The sequence below is a fragment of the Micropruina sp. genome (assembly GCF_047606665.1).
Classification (GTDB): Bacteria; Actinomycetota; Actinomycetes; order Propionibacteriales; family Propionibacteriaceae; genus Micropruina.
On sequence record NZ_JASGEF010000042.1, the window covers coordinates 22,279 to 38,715 of the forward strand.

Genomic DNA, 16,437 nt, shown 5'->3' on the forward strand with positions numbered 1-16,437 from the left:
TTCTCCGTATCGACAAACTGGTGGTCATCTGCAGCTCCATAGACGGCGCGGAGTTGCATGCCCGTGGCGGGACGTCCGGAGTTCCCGCAGCTTTTAGCCGTTGTCGAGTAGCCAGGTCACCTTTCGTTCGAGGGGTGACCAGTCGTGGAGGTCGTCGGTGCCCTTGGGGCTGATCCGGTAGCGCTGGCCGGCGGGGGACGTCCACCAGAAGGTGCCGGCTCGGGGTTGTCGGAGTCGCCAGCGGCCGGCGGTTTTGGCGCGGTGGACGCTTCTGGTGAGTGGTCCGAGGTTGTCGGGCCGGGTCTGTGCTGTCGCACCGGGGGCGTAGGGCTGGGTGTGGTCGAGGTCGAGTCGCCGGGCTGCTCGGGATGAGTACGGGAATACTTCGCACACGTCGCGCAGGGTGACCGCTTCGCGGATTCGGTTCGGGATTTCGTAGCTGTCGATGGCCTGTTCGGTGTCGCCGGTGTGCAGGACGGGGGTGATGGTGATCCGGTGGGTGCCGAACAACTCGGCCAGCTGAGACTTCGTCACGGGCCCGAGGGTTTCGCACCGGGCCACGGTGTCACCGGTGAGCATCTCGGGGGTCAGGTGCAGGTACACCTTCGTGCGGGGCAGGTACCGCTGATCGTCCCCACCGTTGAGGAGGGCTTGGGCTCGGGCTGGGGTGGCGAGGATCCCGAGGGCTTTGGACCGGCGCACATCGAGGCTGTCGGTGTCACCCAGCATCTTCAAGGATTGCGCGATGGCTTGGATGGTCGCTTCCAGCTGTTGCGCATCGGTGGTGTCGAGCCGGGCCCACAGTTCGGTGACGGTCGGCTGGCCGCGGTCGGGGGCGTTGCGGACGAAACGTTCCGCGCGGGCCTTGGCTGTGGCGGCCTCGACCTTGTCGGTAGCGACCTGCGCGATGAGTCCCCGGGCCAGCCGCATCACCCGCGCCCAGCCGATACGGCCGATCTTGCCCTTCAGGCGATCGTCGACGGCCAGCGCCTGCTCCTGGCTGAGCTCGTAGCCGGCAGCGAGTTGGGCGAGTTTGAACGCCTTGTAGGGCGGCACACCGCCAGCACGGACCGCCTTCCACAGCGCCGGGTGACGGGCTTCGAGGTTGAGCACATCGCGGATCAGCCAGGTCGCCGCGGTGACAGAGATGCCCTTGATCGCCGCGACCTCCAACGGCAGGAACTCACCCACCAGCCGGCTCCCGTCAGCGCCGATCCGGACGGCCCGTTCGCCGACCACATCGAGTTCGTCGGTGGTCGTCCACGAGTGTTCCGCGGCCAACTCTGCCAGTGCCCGCATCTCTTCGACGTCAGCCTGCCGGCGCAGCGCGGCCGAGTGCCGCAGGCGCTCCGCAGCCGTCCCCTGGAACGGCGCCGCGGTGATGATCATGTGTTCGATTATAGCGTGTTAGCACCTGGTGAGCAAGCGTTGCATCCGTCATAAAAAGATGAGAAGACACGGAGCGGGCTCGAACGTTGGAGGGACGGGTCTTTCTCGTTCGAGATCGCACGCGGAAGAACCGTCCCCACGCGTTGGTGTTTACGAGGCGATCAGGATGGCGTGGTCCGCCTGGGCGGCCGCGTACTCCAGGCAGGCCCGGACATCGTCCGACGTCAGGTAGGGGTAGTCCTCAAGAATCTCTGCTTCTGGGGCACCGGCGGCCAAGAGGCTGAGCACGTCGGCCACTCGCATGCGGGTCCCGCGCACGAATGGGCGGCCGTGCACCACGGCCGGATCAACGGCGATGCGCTCAAGCCTCGACATGAGAACACGAACCCGGCCAGGGCGACGGCCGGGGTTGACGGGGAGTGGCAGTCTGACCCCGTGCCGACCGTCGATCCCGTCCCGCTGGTCCCTCCGACCCCGCTGACCCTGCGCGGACACAGCTTCACCGCTGCCAACCCCGCGGTGATGGGGATCGTCAACCGGACGCCGGACTCGTTTTACTCCTCGGCCCGCTACACCTCCATCAAGGCGGGTCTGAACGCTGTGGCCGCGATGGTCGCCGACGGCGTCGACATCGTGGACGTCGGCGGCGTCCGAGCTGGACAGCAGGGTGACTGGGTGGACGCCGACGCTGAGATCGAGCGGGTGCTGCCGTTCCTGCAAGCGGTCCGCGATGTCCACCCGCACCTGCTGATCAGCCTGGACACCTGGCGCTCCGAGGTCGCCCGGGCCTGCGCCGGTGTCGGCATCGACCTGGTGAACGACACCTGGCAGGGCACCGATCCCGACCTCGTCCAGGTCGCCGCCGAACTCCGCGCGGGCTACGTCGTCTCGCACACCGGCGGCGCCTCCCCGCGCACCGATCCGGACGGCGTCCGCTACGGCCCCGATGGCCGTGACGACCCGGACGACGTGGTCGCGGACGTCCTCACCGTGCTGACCGAGGGGGCGAAGCGCGCCCGACAAGCCGGGATACCGCGCAATGCGATCCTGATCGATCCCACCCTCGACTTCGGCAAGACCACCCGGCACTCGTTGCGCACGCTGCGTGCCACGGCCCAGATCGCGAGCCTCGGGTATCCGGTGCTGCAGGCGCTCTCTCGCAAGGACTTCGTCGGCGAGACCCTCGACCTGCCCATCGATGACCGGCTGGAGGGCACCCTGGCGGCCACCGCGGTGGCGGCCTGGCTGGGCACGGTCTGCTTCCGGGCACACGACGTCCGGGCCACCAGGCGGGTGGTCGACATGGTCGCATCAATCCGGGGCGACCGGCCGGCCGCGGTGAATCAGCGCGGAGTCACCCGCTAGCACCGCGCCACTAGCTCAAGCGGCCAGGAACCAGACCCAGTTGGCCTTGGCGCCGGTCTCTGCGTGATCCAGCAGTTCCAGTTGGGAGCCGCGGACGCGATACAGCGACACCGTGGTGGACCGCTCGCCGGCACAGACCAGGTAACGACCGTCGGGCGAGACCGCGAACCCGCGCGGTTGCGGCTCGGTGACCACGAACGTCTCCGGTGCCGTCATCGAACCGTCGGCGGCGACCCGGACGGCGCCCAGGGTGCTCTCGGTCCGTTCCGAACACCACAGGTGGGCCGGGTCGGAGAAGTGCAGATCGGCGCCCCAGATGAAGTGGTTCGCCATCGGATCGGCCCCGAACTCGCTGTGACCTAGCTCTTTGGACTTGTCGTGCGCCGTCGTCCGGCCGTCGGGCGTCAGGGTGCCGAAGTAGGAGTCGCGGCGATAGCGCAGCACCTCGCCGGAGAATTCGGTGAGCACGTAGAGCGCGTCCTGTGCGGCGTTCAGCACCAGATGCCGGGGTCCGGAGCCGGCCGGAGCAGCGACGGTGGCCGGTGCCAGTGGCCGCAGGTTGAGCCACGGATCGATCGAGTACTGGGCGATCAGGTCGGCGCCCAGCGACACGAAGTAGGCGAATCGGCCGTCGCCGCTGGCTCGCACCGAATGCAGGTTCGGATATTCGATGCGACTGATCGGATCGCTCACCTCGCCGTCGTGCAGAGCGCAGGTGATGCCGTAACCGCCGCCGTAGCAGGCTCCCAGCAGCGCCGACCCGTTGCGAGTCAGCGAGAGATAGTTCATCGCGCCGTCGGGCAACGACAGGTGGGAACGGGGGGTCAGTCGTCCGGACGAGCGGTCCAGGGTCAGCGTGGCGATGCCCGGATCGTCCCCCTTCACCGAGGCGTAGAGCAGGTCGCGGCGAGAGTCGACGACGAAGGTGGAACAGCCCGGCACGCCGCCGTTGACGGCGACCCGCTGCAACCGGCCGTCGATCAACCGGAATGAACTGATGGTGCCGTCGCCCGAATTGGCGACCAGGACGAACCAAGATCCGGACATGGCAGCAATCCTATTGGGCGAGCCCGTAGAGCCGGTCGCCGGCGTCGCCAAGTCCGGGGACGATGTAGCCGTGTTCGTTGAGCCGCTCGTCGACCGCGGCCACCACCAGGGTGGTCGGGACGCCGACCGGATCGACCAGCTCGCGCATCTTCGCGATTCCTTCGGGCGCGGCCAGCAGGCAGATGCAGGTGATGTGGTCGGCACCCCGATCGACCAGGAATTTCACGCAACCGGCCAGCGAGCCGCCGGTGGCCAGCATGGGGTCGAGCACGTAGCACTGGCGTCCGGACAGATCCTTCGGCAGCCGCTCGGCGTAGGTGAATGGCTCCAGGGTCTCCTCGTCGCGGACCATGCCGACGAAGCCCACCTCGGCGGTCGGCATCAGCCGCATCATGCCATCCAGCATGCCGAGCCCGGCGCGCAGGATCGGCACCACCAGAGGCCGGGGCCGGGACAGCTTCTTGCCCTTAGCGACCCTGATCGGCGTGGTCACCTCGCAGTCGTCCACCCGGACCTCGCGGGTCGCCTCGTAGGCGAGCAGCGTGACCAGCTCGTCCACCAGCTGGCGGAAGACCGGAGAGCCGGTTTCGACGCTGCGCAGCAGCGTCACCTTGTGCGATACCAATGGATGGTCGAGAGCGCGCAGTTCCACACCCGAACCTTTGCACAAGTGGGCGCCTTCCGGGCAGGCATGAAACGATGGGTGGCCCAGGACAAGGAGTGGTGATGAGCCGGTACACCGACGCCTCCGACGAGGAGTATGCCGACCGCGGGGACGACCGTCCCGGTCTCGACGACCTCGAGCCGGTGGTGGAACTCCTCGATGGCCTGCCCGACCCCGAGGACGACGAGGACGAGGACGACTATCCCGAGGACGCGACCGAGGACGAGATCGACCTCGTGGTGGCGCTTTACCGCGAGGACGGACTTCCCGTGGTCGTCGCGCTCGGGTTGGAGTTGGCCAACGATCTGGACGAGTTGATCACCCAGCTGCGGCGGATTCCCGGTGACGGCGGTGCCGTGGGCCTGGTGTCGATCGCCTCGGAGTTCTTCGTGGTCGTCCGGGTCCGCGGCAAGCATGTGCAGGTGCTGTTGTCGGACGAGCTGGCGGCCGCTGACTGGCCGATCGCCCGCGATGTCGCCGACTTCCTCGGCTCGGAACTTCCCGAGGACGACGAGGACGCCGGCCCGATCGGCGACCTCGACATCCTGGCCGATGTCGGCATTCCCGATTTCGAGATCGAGGCGCTGTGCGACTCCGACGACGACTCGGACGCCCTGGTCGAGCGGATCGCCAAGAAGCTGAAGTTCCTGCCGCAGTACCGCAAGGCGGTGCAGGCGGCGTTCGGCCTGTGAGGTGAACCGCTGGCTCGCGCCGATGGCGCAGGCCCGCGCCGAAGCCGCGCTGGCTCCTGCGCACGGTGACGTGCCGGTCGGGGCGGTGCTGCTCGATCCTTCGGGACGCGTGGTCGCGCAGGCGCACAACGAGCGCGAACTGACCGGCGACCCGACCGCGCACGCGGAGGTGCTGGCGCTGCGCCGGGCGGCGGCCGCAGCAGGGGAATGGCGGCTGGACGGGCACACCCTGGTGGTCACCCTGGAGCCCTGCACGATGTGCGCCGGCGCCCTGGTGCTGGCCCGCGTCGAGCGGGTGGTGATCGGGGCCTGGGACGCCAAGGCCGGCGCGGTGACGTCCGTGTTCGACGTGGTGCGCGACCCCCGGTTGAACCATCGCGTCGAGGTGGTCGCCGGCATCGACGCGGACGCCTGCGGCGCGCAACTGCGGGAGTTCTTCGAGGGACAACGATGACCACGCCCGTTGGTCTTGTCGGTCGAGTGTGTCGAGACCTCTCCTGCGCCCTGCTCGCCCTCTGGCTGGCCGCCGAGGCCGTGCATCGCGCAGCCGAGCGCTACGACGCACCGACCACCTCCGGCGCCGAGACCCTGCTGGTCCTCGGGTACCCCTCCGACAAGCATGGACGCCCCTCGCCGCTGCAACGCTGGCGGGTCGATCTGGCCGCCCGCAACGCCCGTCCGGACACTCGGTTCGTGATGACCGGGGCCAATGAGGCCGGCGTGATGGCCGCCGACCTGATCGCGCGACACGGGATCGACCCGGCCCGGATCACCCTGGAGAACGAGGCGACCAGCACCTGGGAGAACATCGGCAACTCGGCGCCGCTGATCGCGCCCGGCGGCGTCGTCCGGATCGTCTCCGACCCGCTGCACGCCCGCCGGGCCGAGCGCTACTGGCGACTGCGGCACCCCGAGCGGGCAGGCGAGCTTCGTGCCGCCCGGCTCTACCGGTTCGGCGAGCACCCGTTGCTGAAGCTGGCCACGGCGGCCTACACGCTGGTGCTGCGCGGCATGCGCTACCGGCCGGACGGACGGATTTGGCGGCGGGCGTCGGCTGCCCGATAGAATCACCGACGGTGGCGTGTCCGAGCGGCCTAAGGAGCACGCCTCGAAAGCGTGTGTGGGTCCTGCCCACCGTGGGTTCAAATCCCACCGCCACCGCCCAGCACGACCCCCGGTTTCCTCGGTTCAGACCAGAGGAGACCGGGGGTCGTTCGGCTATTCCGCCACCGGGTCGTGGACCGTGAAGCCCAGCTCGCGGGCCGAGCGGATCATCGTCGCATCGTGGGTCGCGACCGTGCCCGCGTACACCCCTACTCGCGCGGCCGACGCGAGGTGCAGGGCGTCCAGCGTCTTGACGTGCGGTTGGATGGCGCCGGCCTCAGCCAGCAGCGCATCGTCGACAGCGAGCAGCGTCGCCAGGTCGAGAATGTCATCGGCCAATCCGAGATCGAGACCTTCTCGTCGAAGCACCCGGAGCGACTCGAGCGCGGTGAGCCGTGAGGTCACGAAGGCGTCACCCCGATCGCGGCCCTGGTCGAACCAATCGGTGGCGGTCGGGCTATGGCCCAGCGCGATACGCAGAACGACCGACGTGTCGAGATACCAGATCCGGTTGGGCTCAGAACCGGTCATCGTCCCGCTCGTCGGCCAGGAGTTCATCGAGCGGACGGGAGAGCGGGATCGGCTCGCGCCGGGTCAGCCGCGATCCACCAGCCCGCGGCGGCGTCGCCCGTCCGGCAGAAACGAGCGCCGCCAGCGGGTCACTCGAGCCGACGGGTTCCGGCACCAACCGCAAGACCACCTTGCCGCGGTTCGTCACGCAGATCGCCTCGCCGGTCTCGACAACCTCGCGGGTGACCGCGGAAACCCGTTGGTTCAACTCGGTCATGGTGATGGTCCGCATGGGGCTATTGTAGCATCTACATGCTACTAAAGTCGGCGGGGGATCGCTGTCGCTATATGGCGACAACTTGGCACTGTCGCCATATGGAGACAGTGTCCGTTCGGAACGCCGCCGAGCTGGGTGCGGCGGTACGCGCCGCACGCCTGCAGGCAGGGTTGTCCCAGGTTGATCTGGCCGCGGAGGCCCGCATCGGACGCCAGTGGCTGGTCGAGTTCGAGGCCGGCGGCAAGCTGTCCGCCCCGTTCAACATGGTGATGCGCGTGCTCCAGGCGCTCGAACTCGAGGTGGTGCTCGACCCGACCATCACCCGGCGCTCGGCGGATCGGCCGGACGAGCGGCCGGCTGCCACGGAGATCCTGGCTCGATACACCGCCGGGGGCCCCCGATGACAAAGCTGCACATCCTGCTGAACTCCGAACATCTTGGCGTCCTCGACGGCCAGAGCAAATGTGTCCGGATCATCTACGACCGGGACCTCGATCCCGAGAACACGGTGCCGCTGTCACTCAGCCGGTCGCGTCACCGCGGACGCGTCGTCGCGGACTGGCTTTCCGGACTCCTGCCCGATCAGGAGCCTTTGTTGATGCGGCGGCGGCGTGATTTCGGCGTCCATGATCTCCACTCCTAAGTCTGCCGGCCCATGTGGGCAAGGATATCGCCGGCGCGGCCCAGTTCGTTCGTGACGACCGGCTCGACGCTGCCCTCGGGCGGCAGAACCAGCTGCGCGTCCTTGGCGGCCGACGACATTGCCGGACTGGTGCTCGCGGCGAAGCGAGACAGTCTGCCCTATGACCCGGTCGCCTCCACTGGGCACTTCTCGCTTGCGGGTGCTCAGGCGAAATTCGCATTGCAGCGAGTTGGCGACGCTGGCACACCTGCCGGTGCACGCCTCCTGGCTCAACCAGGTCGAGATCTACTTCTCCATCCTCCAGCGCAAAGCGATCAGCCCGGTCGACTTCGACGACCTCGACGGCCTTACCACCCGGATCCTGGCCTTCCAGGAGCGCTACAACCGCACCGCGACACCGTTCGACTGGAAGTACACCCGAGCCAACCTCAACGAGTTCCTAACCCGCCTGCGCCGACACGACTGCGCGGGAGAATGCCCACCAAACGCCGCGTGACCCCCGACGAGCTTCAGACGACGCCCACTAGCACCTCTTCACCGACACCATGCGATAGCCGCGGCGCACCCAGGCCGACCTCCGACATGGCTTCGAGCAGGTCTGGACTAGAGATAAGCGTCCTCGTCCTGATGAACAAGGATGTCCAGTAGCATACGTGCCCTACCATGAAACGGAACTGCAACGAGAGCGCGGTGGAGTGGCACGTGGCGGCGATGGATAGGTGAATCACCAGACGCTCCAATCAGCTCCCAGCAGCTTGGATCTCCCGGCCTGTGTCAGACACGTTGCCCGAATCCCGCACAAGATGCCCCCGATGTCCTAGGCTGCTTCCATGTTCGCAGTTCAAGCAGGAGGTAGATCCACCTCGTGACCACGACTATCGCTTGGCGAGCATCGAGGGTCCGCCGCAGTCACTGTGCCGCCGTTCCATCATCGGACACGATCGCAAGACGAAATGCCAAGTTCTCGCGAACATTCACGGGCGGCAAAGAATGATCTTCAACTGGACGCTGGAGGACGGTCGCGCCATTATTGTAAATATTGCGGCTGGGATTCTGCAGATGGTGATTTTGTGGATTTTAGCTCTCCTTTGGAAGCTCGCCGCTCGAAGACTGGATCAGGGCGACCTTGCCCGTTACCTGGTCGATCGCCGAGTGATGATTTCCACGCTTATGATCTTGTCATTCGCGCTTGCCGCCATGATACCTCCTATCGATCCCTGGAAGGTGACGAGCTACACCGCCACAGCACTTGCTGCTGCCCTTATCTGCATAGCAATGATGTTCTTGGAACTCTACTCATATTGGCGTACGGGAATCACTCATGTACAGGCTAAGGTCGCTGCGAACACATACAGTAGCACATTGCATCAGGTATCACGAACGCTGTTCATGCTCGGTACGAATGCTTTCAATTTCTGCACCCTTCCAGAATTTGAAGTAGCTGCCAATTCATGTCGTGAGCATCGTGGAAAGATCACACTCGTACTTGCCCATCCAGACTCTGCTGCTCTGGCGGAGGCGGCTCGTGCGCGCGGCTCGCGGCCCGACCTCTATAAAGAGCAGGCCTGGTTCTCCATCGGGCGCGTCCTCCAAGTCAAGCAAGCCAGCTCCGCCTCGATTGAGGTGCGACTTTACCAGGCTCGACGCTTGGACGATCTGCCAATCTTTCGTGCCATGTTCGTTGATGATCGCCGCGTCATCGCATCCGTTGCTGTCTACGGACGTGCCGATCACGGTTCCGCCATGCCTCAGTTCTTCGCGTCATGCAAGGGGCGAAGGTCTCAGGCGATGTACAGCGTCCTGTGGAGGTACGCGTCCGATTTTCAAGTGCGCTCACGCCCTCTGACTAAGGCTCAGGCGGAAAGTGCGCAGCAGTTCTATGCTAGAATAGCCGCAGAGAATCGGAGTCTGCAATCATGAACTATATCGACGACCTTGACCTAATATCTGCGCCATTTGATGGATGTTGGGGATTTCGAGCATTTAGTAGCAGTTCGCACAGTCAGTCACGCGTTGTGAGTTTTCGAGGTGACGGAGCTGACGAAGCCCGCGCACTTCTTGAAAGTCGGTTCACTCCTGCATCATTCGTGTGGATGAGGACCGGTCACACCGCTCAGTCGCAGTTGATACGCAAGGGCGATCCCGCACAGGTAGCGGACGGCTACGTGACTGACCAGCCAGGACTCCTGTTCGCCCTGACGTCTGCCGATTGCCTACCTATAGTGGTCTGCGACCCCTACGAGCGCAACACGGCACTAATTCATGCGGGCTGGAAAGGCCTGGTGCATGGAGTGATCGAGAACTCTCTCGATGTACTTGAAGGACTGGGAACCGGATTGGGTCGGTGTCACGTATGGATGGGTCCATCCATTGGACAGGCTGACTATGAAGTGGGAGGTGAGGTTGCGGAGGCTATCCGGTCTACCACGGGATTTTTCAGTGCAGCATTAGCGCCAAGCCCGTCGGGGAAGTGGCTCTTGGACCTCGCGGGAATCGGGCGTGCAAAACTGGAAGAGAGGGGGATGCGTGCAAGCAATATTTCCATATGTGGCGAGTCCACATATACGTCGAACCGTCTACACTCTGCTCGGCGTGACAAAGATGCGTCGGGCAGAATGGTCACCGTCGCCGGATTTACGGCCTAACTCTACTAGGGTCCACATTGGGGAGACGAACATGATCCCGTCGACCTTTGCGACGACCAGATAGCGCGCGGTAAGCATCCGAGCGTCGTCTCTCCCTATCTGAGTCAGAGCAAGTGTTTCGGGGAGCGGGGTGTTCTGGCCAAGTGACTCGACAAGTCAAGAGGCGATCATGCGAGTTGCATGGCACGTCGATCCATGGTCTTAGTTATTCTTGGCGGGCACGGTATAGGAGCGCATGGCTGTGTCGGAGGCACCGATCGCCGAGTTCCATGAGATACCTCCGTGGTGGTCATCGCATGTGCGACGTGCTTGGATTTGCCTCAATCTGTGCGCTGGGCCGCTGAAGGAGTCACAACTATCTTGCATGATGAGCAACACCCGCACACGGGTCTCGAACACCGCAAACGACGTCTCCTGCCGTTTCCGGATATGCTTCGGCGGCGGATCCGATGCGACCACCTTAACCACCGTCGTCCGCGAGATCCCTAGCCGCGCCGCGATCCGTGCGTTCGGCACCCATCCGCAGCCAACCTCCTGACCAGTGCCCAGTCCTCCGTCGTGGTTCAGGTGTTCACCTTTCACCGTCGAAAGTGTTCAGTTTCGAACGTCGTCGACAAGTCGCGCTATAAGCCAGCGTTCACGGAAGTGAAGGCGTCATCGCCTGGCTCGCTGCCGTGCTGGCTCGGAATGTGTCGGCGGCGGCTCATGGTGTGGTGGTGGAGGACTCCGCGGCGGACTATGCCCGCGCCTACGAAGACCGCGGAACGCTCGGACTTGGCGGATGGGACCGAGCTGGGCTACTGCGTCCCGTTTCCGCTTCTTGCGGGGCTCAGGTTGCACCTGGCGTTCACGGCGCGGCTGCTCTGGCCTGGGGCCGTGAACGATGCCAAGCCAACGGACGCGATGTGTTGAATTACCTGCTCGCCGGAACTGCCCGTTGCGGGACCGGTCCACCAGGCGTTGCCAGATCATCCTCGTCGATAAGGGTGATAGCGGTCGTGACTTCGAGACCGGCTGAATGGGTCCTGGGATCGATTTGCTCCGCCCGGCCCGCAAGTGCGAGAGGGGGAGCCGCGAGGCAACAGTTCTTCAAACGGTTGCGATAGATCATCGAGTCACTCAATCACACCCAAGGGCCAACTCGACCTCGAAGCCTGCGGCGGCCGCGCGAGGCCGGGGTCGCTGCTCGTGCCGCGCAACGCATCCTCGCGCCGACCGTCGCGATCTGGCGGACCGCCAACAAAATCCCCCGCCAGAGGGTCACCAACACCCTGCGAATTGATCATCTAGTCGTTCCGCTGGCTTGCCACGACTCGTAGGCGCGTCGGACTCGACTTATAGAGCAGCTGGAAGTATCCTCAGCATTGCTGCGATCAGTAGAAAGAGGAACCCGTGGACACTGTTGAAGAGCTAGCGAGCTTTATGCTGGACTCAATAGAAGCTCGCACTTTCGATGAGGCCATCGAGGCGCTCAGGCACGTACCCGTCGAGGATCTAACGCGGCAAGAGTTGATGCATCGGCACATTCTCGGATTTGTGCAATCGAGGTTGGCGACTAGAAATGGCCGAGAATTGAGGCTGCATCATTGGCCCGCGGGAAATAGCTTTTCAGAAGAGCCGCATACTCACCTATGGGGACTAACGAGCTACGTCTTGGAGGGTGCAATGGCGTGCGTGGAATATCGGGTTTCCTCGACGAGTTCTTCAGCGGCTCACGGCTTGTTTTCTGTGAAACAGTTAGCCTCGGGTACGGTTCGTGAGCCTATCGCAGACAATGTTGAAGTCACCGAAGTTCAGAGAGCGGTGTACGAGGCAGGTGCAACCTATACGGTTCCGGTCGGCACCTATCATACATCTGAACCTGTATCGCCCTCGGCCCTGACGTTGATAGTCACAACTCCCGCAACCGCGCTACAGCCCTATGTGGCCGTGATGCGGGGAGCGGATCCAGTTCGCCTCGGAGTTGCGCCGATGACGCCGCCGACGCCACTAGATATCAGTCTATTTCGCCAGGCATTGAGATCGACGCTCAAATGAAGTTCAGGATCCTGAGTTGGAATATTCGCGAAGCTATTTCGATCAGCGACGGGCTCCCATATGATCTAAGCGGTCTCATCAAGGACCTAAATTGCGACGCACTTGTGCTGCAAGAGGTTCCTTTGGGTGGATCGTTGATCGGAGAGCTTCAGGTGACGCTTCGGTTTGGTCACGCCACCGTGTTTCCGCTGCATCGTGCTAGCTATCGGTCGGGGGTGTCTGGATTAGCGGTCTTGACGAGATTTCCACACGGTATTCTGAGCATGACGAAATTCTCCGGCTCCGGACACACTGTGCGACTAGGTGAGCGGGTCGAGATCGCTCACGACAAGGGCCTAATGTGGGTAGATTGTCGGACGCCCGCAGGAGTTCTCTACATCGGTAACCTTCATCTTTATCCGTTTCAGAAGATGGATGGCGATCCTGGTGATCGGAAGTTTGACCGTGTGTGGCAAACGGTTCGCGACGGGTTGAGGCAGTATGCTCAAATGCCGAGTGTCTTGTGCGGTGATTTCAATACAGCAAGGAGACGGTTAGCGACGCCTTCGGAGCATCCTTTTGTCAGTATTGTGGAGGGCCGCGTCACGCACGAGGGTTTTTCATCTGACGATCTTCTTGTATCTCAGGGGATCCGAGTCCTCGGTTCACGGCTACTCGAGAATCCCTCTGATCATCTGGCGTGTTTAGCAGATCTCGATATCTTGACTCGGGGTGTTCTTTGAAAATGGGTATTCGTTCGATTCTCTGGGTCTTGTCCCAGATGGCTCGGCGTCAACTGGGAATCGATCCCATCCCGCCTGTCTGGAGAAGGTCTGTGATCGAGGATTTGACGGAGTTTATAGAGATGTGCCGGAGCGACACGCTTTCTAGCGCACAGTGAGGAGTAGAAGGTTGAGTCAGGTTGGTCAGCAGTCCGATAATCCGGAGGATGTGGCCTCGGAACGCAGACGCGCAGAGGCGTGGGAGGTTCTCGTGGAGCTGGGGGTTCAGGAGCGACATTTTAACGACCTCGAGAGCCGCTATCGAACACTGGCGTCGACATGGTTGCTTGCTACGTTCGCCGGGCTCGGATTTATAGCAACTCAAGAAGTGTACATCTCGTTCCCTCGGGAAATACTAATGTCGATCGTAGCGTTCGCTGGTTCATCAGGTATATACTTCCTGTGGAATTTGGACATCATGGTTTATCACAAGCTTCTCGACGCGTGTTTTCTTGCAGGCGTGTTGCTCGAGAATGAGACTGAGGGGCTTCCGAAGTTTCGTACGGAAATGCTACGGAGTGCGCCGAAGACAGGAGGTGTCTTACGACGAATAATACTGTTCTACATAGGTTCGATCATCGTGGTGACCTCACTCGGCGTGATCATCTTTATAAGCTGGCTTCAAACCATTTGGGGCTGGCCTGCGTGGATTTTGGCGGTTCTTGCGGTATTTGGGATCGTGGTTTTGATTCGATATATTCGAGATCGGTCCTTGGCCAAGTCGTATGGGTGGGAAGAGGTAGAAGAGCGAGGATTTGTGAGTTGAGCAAATTTGGAGTCGAAAGTGTTTCTCGCTAGCCAATTTCTACGAGTATCTCTACTCTCCGCAGGTATCGTCGAGCATGCGTGGCCTTATTGAACACCGCATCCAGGGTGGTGAGTGCTAACTCGAACGGAGAGTGTGGCTGCGGCGTCTATTGCCGCATTCTTATCGAAGAGAGTCCACGTCGAGCTGCAGAGAGGTTAGTCAGCCTATCGTTGCCGATTCTGGAAGTGTTCGGACTATGGGTTTGCCTACGGTTTGATTGATCGAAAGGGTGAGCGGGACTTTTTCAACGAGGATTCTGAAAACGTGTACTGGTGCGTATCAATGAATTGCCTACGTGTGAGCGCGGTGGACCCGTTCCGCATGGTCCTCTTGGCTGGCGAGGTGCTCGACCGGGTTCTCGGTCGAGACCAGGGGTGGCTCGAGCATCCGCGCGTCAGCACGGCAACTCGCCAACCAACTAGATCTCCGTGACCCCTGCTCGAAAACGGAGGATACGGACCACGACTAAACCCCCGATCGGGTGGGCCGGCGAAGCAATGAGGACGGGTTCGCCGATCAGTGGATGGTGACCATTGTAGGGAATCAACTGTCGTTCGGCAGTAGCAATGCAGTTCCTCTGAACGGTGTTCAGCTGATGCGGCGCAGGTACTCCATCACCACGCTGTTGTCCTGGTCGCCGAGCCCGGCGTCGGTCAGTCCGGTGAACAGGTCCAGCGAGACCTTCAGCGAGGGCAGCTCGCGTCCGGCGGCGCTGTCGGTGGCGAAGGTGAGGTCCTTGACCAGGAATTTCGCCGGGCCGCTGGGTGAGAAGTCCTCGGCGGCCAGCTTGTCGCGCTTCTGATTCAGCAGTTCGGACGCCGCCAGGCCGGCGCCCAGCACGTCCAGGACGTGGCCGGCGTCCAACCCGTTGTCCTTGGCGACGATGGTTGCCTCGGCGAGCGCGACCAGGGTGCCGGCGACCACCATCTGGTTGCAGGCCTTGGCGACCGCGCCGGCACCGACCTCGCCCATCAACTCGACCGTGCCGCCGATGATGTCCAGCAGCGGGCGCAGCCGCTCGAACATCTCCGGTGACGAGCCGCACATGATCGACATGGTGCCGTCCTCGGCCTTGGCGACGCCGCCGGACATGCAGGCGTCCATCACGTCGACCTGACCCCGCAGCTGTTCCGCCAGCTCGCGGACCTTGGTCGGCGAGATGGTGCTCATCACCACCAGGTCCGTCGTCCCGCCCTCGATCAGGGCGGGCAGCATCGGCTCCAAGTAGGGCAGGTCGGGCAGCAGGCAGAAGACCACCTCGCGATCGCGGAGTGCGACCGTCGCGTCCGTCGACACCGCGACACCCGCCTCGGACGCGGCCGGCACCTCGACGATGTTGGCGCCGGTCACGTCATGGCCCGCACGGGCCAGGTTGACCGCCACCGGCAGGCCCATATTGCCCAGTCCCAGCACACAGATCTTCATGCCCACTCCTCCAGTCGTGCCCGGAACTCCGGGCTGTCCAGCACATCACGGTTCACCACGAATCGTGGCGCCTGACCCGCGGCCACGGCCAGCAGGGCGTCCACGCAACTGTTGCCATTGCCCAGGCTCATCTCCGACGTCCAGGCGATCGAGTGCGGCGCCAGGGTGACGTTCGGCAACTGCTCGATGCCCGAGGTCGGCGGCTCGCTCTCGAACACGTCCAGTCCCGCGGCCCGGATCGACCCGGAACGGAGCGCATCGATCAGTGCCGCCTCGTCGAGGATCGGCCCACGGGCCACGTTGATCAGCACCGCGCTCGGCTTCATCGCGTCCAGGAAGCCGGCATCGACGGCGTGGAAGGTGTCCGGGGTGAGCGCGGCCATGATGATCACCGCGTCCGAGGCGGCGGCCAGCTCGTCCCGGTCGACCAGCCGGACGCCGAGGGCGGCGGCCCGCTCGGGCGGGCAGAACGGGTCATGGCCGATCAGCGTGACGTCGAACGGGGCCAGCAGCCGAAGGAACTCGCCGCCGGTGTTGCCCACCCCGAACATGCCGATGGTCAGGCCGTTCAGGCCGGCGCCCATCAGATTCGTCCGCTCCGACCAGCGGTGCTCGCGGACCAGGACGTCCTTGGCGACCAGGTTGTGCAGCACGGCCAGCAGCATGGTCAGCGTGGCGGTGGCCACCGGCTTCCGGGCGCCGTCCGGGGTGATGGTGGCCGCGACCGCGTTGCGGGTGCAGGCGGCCAGGTCGACGGTGTCGTAGCCGACGCCGAACCGGGCCAGCACCAGCGGACGCGGCACGCCGTCCGCGAACGACGCCTCGGTCACCGACGGGGCGGCGAACAGGACGCCGTCGTAGGGCGCCAGATGCTCGGGCAGGAAGGTCGGGACGTCGTCCGGCAGATACTCCCAGCGGACGTCCGGACGATCGAGCCGGTCCAGGCCGATGTCGCCCCAGACATTGCGGTCGCCGTCGAGGAAATCGCGGGAAACCCCAATTCGGAACGGTCGCCCCATCGTGCTCCCCTCATTGGGTAGTGGCTTCATTGGGTATTGGCAGCATCACAG

General features: G+C 63.7%; 20 protein-coding genes and 1 tRNA gene. 12 read left to right on the forward strand and 9 right to left on the reverse strand.

The window, feature by feature from the left end:
• Positions 1-93 precede the first annotated feature (93 nt).
• Both QM619_RS09920 and QM619_RS09925 read right to left on the reverse strand, forming a co-directional pair.
• Complete coding sequence (locus QM619_RS09920; protein WP_415107598.1) at positions 94-1,389, reverse strand: hypothetical protein; 1,296 nt, start codon at positions 1,387-1,389, stop codon at positions 94-96.
• Between the two features lie 150 nt (positions 1,390-1,539).
• Positions 1,540-1,764 (reverse strand): DUF433 domain-containing protein, encoded by a 225-nt coding sequence (locus QM619_RS09925; RefSeq protein ID WP_415107601.1) that lies wholly within the window; start codon positions 1,762-1,764, stop codon positions 1,540-1,542.
• Between the two features lie 60 nt (positions 1,765-1,824).
• On the opposite strand from QM619_RS09925, the gene folP reads away from it, so the two are divergent.
• Positions 1,825-2,754, forward strand: coding sequence for a dihydropteroate synthase (gene folP, locus QM619_RS09930; RefSeq protein WP_415107604.1), 930 nt, complete (start codon positions 1,825-1,827; stop codon positions 2,752-2,754).
• A 15-nt stretch (positions 2,755-2,769) separates the two neighbouring features.
• On the opposite strand, the gene QM619_RS09935 is transcribed toward folP, so the two are convergent.
• Positions 2,770-3,801: a lactonase family protein gene (locus QM619_RS09935; protein ID WP_415107607.1), complete on the reverse strand. Its 1,032-nt coding sequence runs from the start codon at positions 3,799-3,801 to the stop codon at positions 2,770-2,772.
• A 10-nt stretch (positions 3,802-3,811) separates the two neighbouring features.
• Positions 3,812-4,453: a uracil phosphoribosyltransferase gene (gene upp / locus QM619_RS09940; protein ID WP_415107610.1), complete on the reverse strand. Its 642-nt coding sequence runs from the start codon at positions 4,451-4,453 to the stop codon at positions 3,812-3,814.
• 74 nt (positions 4,454-4,527) lie between these two features.
• On the opposite strand from upp, the gene QM619_RS09945 reads away from it, so the two are divergent.
• From QM619_RS09945 to QM619_RS09960, 4 genes are all read left to right on the forward strand, one after another.
• Entirely contained in the window at positions 4,528-5,157 is a 630-nt protein-coding gene (locus QM619_RS09945) for a tRNA adenosine deaminase-associated protein (RefSeq protein WP_415107613.1), read from the forward strand.
• Position 5,158: 1 nt separating this feature from the next.
• Positions 5,159-5,611: a nucleoside deaminase gene (locus QM619_RS09950; protein WP_415107616.1), complete on the forward strand. Its 453-nt coding sequence runs from the start codon at positions 5,159-5,161 to the stop codon at positions 5,609-5,611.
• Positions 5,608-6,222 carry a YdcF family protein gene (locus QM619_RS09955; RefSeq protein WP_415107618.1) on the forward strand — a complete coding sequence of 205 codons (615 nt, stop codon included), beginning with the start codon at positions 5,608-5,610 and terminating at the stop codon, positions 6,220-6,222. Before QM619_RS09950 ends, QM619_RS09955 begins: the two co-directional genes overlap by 4 nt.
• 10 nt (positions 6,223-6,232) lie before the next feature.
• Positions 6,233-6,318, forward strand: a tRNA-Ser gene (locus QM619_RS09960).
• A gap of 57 nt (positions 6,319-6,375) precedes the next feature.
• On the opposite strand, the gene QM619_RS09965 is transcribed toward QM619_RS09960, so the two are convergent.
• Together QM619_RS09965 and QM619_RS09970 are read right to left on the reverse strand one after the other, a co-directional pair.
• Positions 6,376-6,792 (reverse strand): type II toxin-antitoxin system VapC family toxin, encoded by a 417-nt coding sequence (locus tag QM619_RS09965; RefSeq protein ID WP_415107621.1) that lies wholly within the window; start codon positions 6,790-6,792, stop codon positions 6,376-6,378.
• The gene (locus tag QM619_RS09970) at positions 6,779-7,063 is read right to left on the reverse strand and encodes a type II toxin-antitoxin system Phd/YefM family antitoxin (protein ID WP_415107624.1); all 285 of its coding nucleotides are present in this window, start codon (positions 7,061-7,063) and stop codon (positions 6,779-6,781) included. Before QM619_RS09970 ends, QM619_RS09965 begins: the two co-directional genes overlap by 14 nt.
• An 83-nt stretch (positions 7,064-7,146) precedes the next feature.
• Here QM619_RS09970 and QM619_RS09975 point away from each other — a divergent pair, with 83 nt between their 5' ends.
• Both QM619_RS09975 and QM619_RS09980 read left to right on the forward strand, forming a co-directional pair.
• Complete coding sequence (locus tag QM619_RS09975; RefSeq protein WP_415107627.1) at positions 7,147-7,452, forward strand: helix-turn-helix domain-containing protein; 306 nt, start codon at positions 7,147-7,149, stop codon at positions 7,450-7,452.
• The gene (locus tag QM619_RS09980) at positions 7,449-7,691 is read left to right on the forward strand and encodes a hypothetical protein (RefSeq protein WP_415107630.1); all 243 of its coding nucleotides are present in this window, start codon (positions 7,449-7,451) and stop codon (positions 7,689-7,691) included. Before QM619_RS09975 ends, QM619_RS09980 begins: the two co-directional genes overlap by 4 nt.
• Here the strand turns inward: QM619_RS09980 and QM619_RS09985 are convergent.
• The gene (locus QM619_RS09985; protein WP_415107633.1) at positions 7,688-7,810 is read right to left on the reverse strand and encodes a hypothetical protein; all 123 of its coding nucleotides are present in this window, start codon (positions 7,808-7,810) and stop codon (positions 7,688-7,690) included. The genes QM619_RS09980 and QM619_RS09985 overlap by 4 nt on opposite strands.
• Before the next feature lie 110 nt (positions 7,811-7,920).
• Between QM619_RS09985 and QM619_RS09990 the strand changes: the two genes are divergently transcribed.
• From QM619_RS09990 to QM619_RS10010, 5 genes are all read left to right on the forward strand, one after another.
• Positions 7,921-8,187 carry a hypothetical protein gene (locus QM619_RS09990; protein ID WP_415107636.1) on the forward strand — a complete coding sequence of 89 codons (267 nt, stop codon included), beginning with the start codon at positions 7,921-7,923 and terminating at the stop codon, positions 8,185-8,187.
• 386 nt (positions 8,188-8,573) lie between these two features.
• A complete protein-coding gene (locus QM619_RS09995) occupies positions 8,574-9,611 on the forward strand; it encodes a hypothetical protein (protein ID WP_415107639.1) in 1,038 nt (345 codons plus the stop codon).
• Positions 9,608-10,336 (forward strand): polyphenol oxidase family protein, encoded by a 729-nt coding sequence (locus QM619_RS10000; protein WP_415107642.1) that lies wholly within the window; start codon positions 9,608-9,610, stop codon positions 10,334-10,336. Before QM619_RS09995 ends, QM619_RS10000 begins: the two co-directional genes overlap by 4 nt.
• Positions 10,337-12,369: 2,033 nt before the next feature.
• On the forward strand, positions 12,370-13,095 hold the full coding sequence (locus QM619_RS10005; RefSeq protein ID WP_415107645.1) for an endonuclease/exonuclease/phosphatase family protein: 726 nt from the start codon (positions 12,370-12,372) through the stop codon (positions 13,093-13,095).
• Between the two features lie 169 nt (positions 13,096-13,264).
• Complete coding sequence (locus tag QM619_RS10010; RefSeq protein WP_415107647.1) at positions 13,265-13,900, forward strand: hypothetical protein; 636 nt, start codon at positions 13,265-13,267, stop codon at positions 13,898-13,900.
• A 630-nt stretch (positions 13,901-14,530) separates the two neighbouring features.
• Here the strand turns inward: QM619_RS10010 and QM619_RS10015 are convergent.
• Both QM619_RS10015 and QM619_RS10020 read right to left on the reverse strand, forming a co-directional pair.
• Positions 14,531-15,367, reverse strand: a complete 837-nt coding sequence (locus tag QM619_RS10015; RefSeq protein ID WP_415107650.1) for an NAD(P)-dependent oxidoreductase — start codon at positions 15,365-15,367, stop codon at positions 14,531-14,533.
• Positions 15,364-16,386, reverse strand: a complete 1,023-nt coding sequence (locus QM619_RS10020; protein WP_415107653.1) for a 2-hydroxyacid dehydrogenase — start codon at positions 16,384-16,386, stop codon at positions 15,364-15,366. Before QM619_RS10020 ends, QM619_RS10015 begins: the two co-directional genes overlap by 4 nt.
• Between the last annotated feature and the right edge of the window lie 51 nt (positions 16,387-16,437).

What these genes read in the sequence shown, in the direction of transcription:
- QM619_RS09980 (WP_415107630.1), top strand. Translation starts at nt 7,449, where the DNA reads ATGACAAAGCTGCACATCCTGCTGAACTCCGAACATCTTGGCGTCCTC.
- QM619_RS09985 (WP_415107633.1), bottom strand. Translation starts at nt 7,810, where the DNA reads ATGTCGTCGGCCGCCAAGGACGCGCAGCTGGTTCTGCCGCCCGAGGGC.
- QM619_RS09970 (WP_415107624.1), bottom strand. Translation starts at nt 7,063, where the DNA reads ATGCGGACCATCACCATGACCGAGTTGAACCAACGGGTTTCCGCGGTC.
- QM619_RS09920 (WP_415107598.1), bottom strand. Translation starts at nt 1,389, where the DNA reads ATGATCATCACCGCGGCGCCGTTCCAGGGGACGGCTGCGGAGCGCCTG.
- QM619_RS09935 (WP_415107607.1), bottom strand. Translation starts at nt 3,801, where the DNA reads ATGTCCGGATCTTGGTTCGTCCTGGTCGCCAATTCGGGCGACGGCACC.
- QM619_RS09965 (WP_415107621.1), bottom strand. Translation starts at nt 6,792, where the DNA reads ATGACCGGTTCTGAGCCCAACCGGATCTGGTATCTCGACACGTCGGTC.
- QM619_RS10000 (WP_415107642.1), top strand. Translation starts at nt 9,608, where the DNA reads ATGAACTATATCGACGACCTTGACCTAATATCTGCGCCATTTGATGGA.
- QM619_RS09925 (WP_415107601.1), bottom strand. Translation starts at nt 1,764, where the DNA reads ATGTCGAGGCTTGAGCGCATCGCCGTTGATCCGGCCGTGGTGCACGGC.
- QM619_RS09945 (WP_415107613.1), top strand. Translation starts at nt 4,528, where the DNA reads ATGAGCCGGTACACCGACGCCTCCGACGAGGAGTATGCCGACCGCGGG.
- QM619_RS10015 (WP_415107650.1), bottom strand. Translation starts at nt 15,367, where the DNA reads ATGAAGATCTGTGTGCTGGGACTGGGCAATATGGGCCTGCCGGTGGCG.
- QM619_RS10005 (WP_415107645.1), top strand. Translation starts at nt 12,370, where the DNA reads ATGAAGTTCAGGATCCTGAGTTGGAATATTCGCGAAGCTATTTCGATC.
- QM619_RS10020 (WP_415107653.1), bottom strand. Translation starts at nt 16,386, where the DNA reads ATGGGGCGACCGTTCCGAATTGGGGTTTCCCGCGATTTCCTCGACGGC.
- QM619_RS09975 (WP_415107627.1), top strand. Translation starts at nt 7,147, where the DNA reads ATGGAGACAGTGTCCGTTCGGAACGCCGCCGAGCTGGGTGCGGCGGTA.
- QM619_RS09955 (WP_415107618.1), top strand. Translation starts at nt 5,608, where the DNA reads ATGACCACGCCCGTTGGTCTTGTCGGTCGAGTGTGTCGAGACCTCTCC.